The following is a 290-nucleotide window of genomic DNA, read 5'->3' on the forward strand; positions in this document are numbered from 1 at the left end:
AAATGCACGCATCAAGGTATGAACCGTATCAAACATGCCTTCTTTATCCTCCCTGCTGCAGTGACACCATGCTGCGATAATCAGATTCTTTATCCATAAGATGCTGCCGCATCTTCACTGGATACGATTCTTCCAGATGCTGGGATACTTCAAAGTTAAGAACATCCTTGCCATACAAAACGTCATCAATCCGCTCTGTTCTTCTCATCGGCTATTTTCGCTACTTGTCTAGGTTTTTTCCCAATAATGCAGTTGAATATTTTGTCAGTTGGTGCTATTTGATCCATAAT

Annotated in this window: 1 protein-coding gene; it reads right to left on the bottom strand. The window is 41.0% G+C overall.

The features are described 5' to 3' along the window. Positions 1-43: 43 nt before the first annotated feature. Positions 44-208 (bottom strand): hypothetical protein, encoded by a 165-nt coding sequence (locus tag P6709_RS19820; RefSeq protein ID WP_278242626.1) that lies wholly within the window; start codon positions 206-208, stop codon positions 44-46. Positions 209-290: the final 82 nt, after the last annotated feature.

The sequence above is a fragment of the Jeotgalibacillus sp. ET6 genome (assembly GCF_029667115.1).
Taxonomy (GTDB): domain Bacteria; phylum Bacillota; class Bacilli; order Bacillales; family Jeotgalibacillaceae; genus Jeotgalibacillus.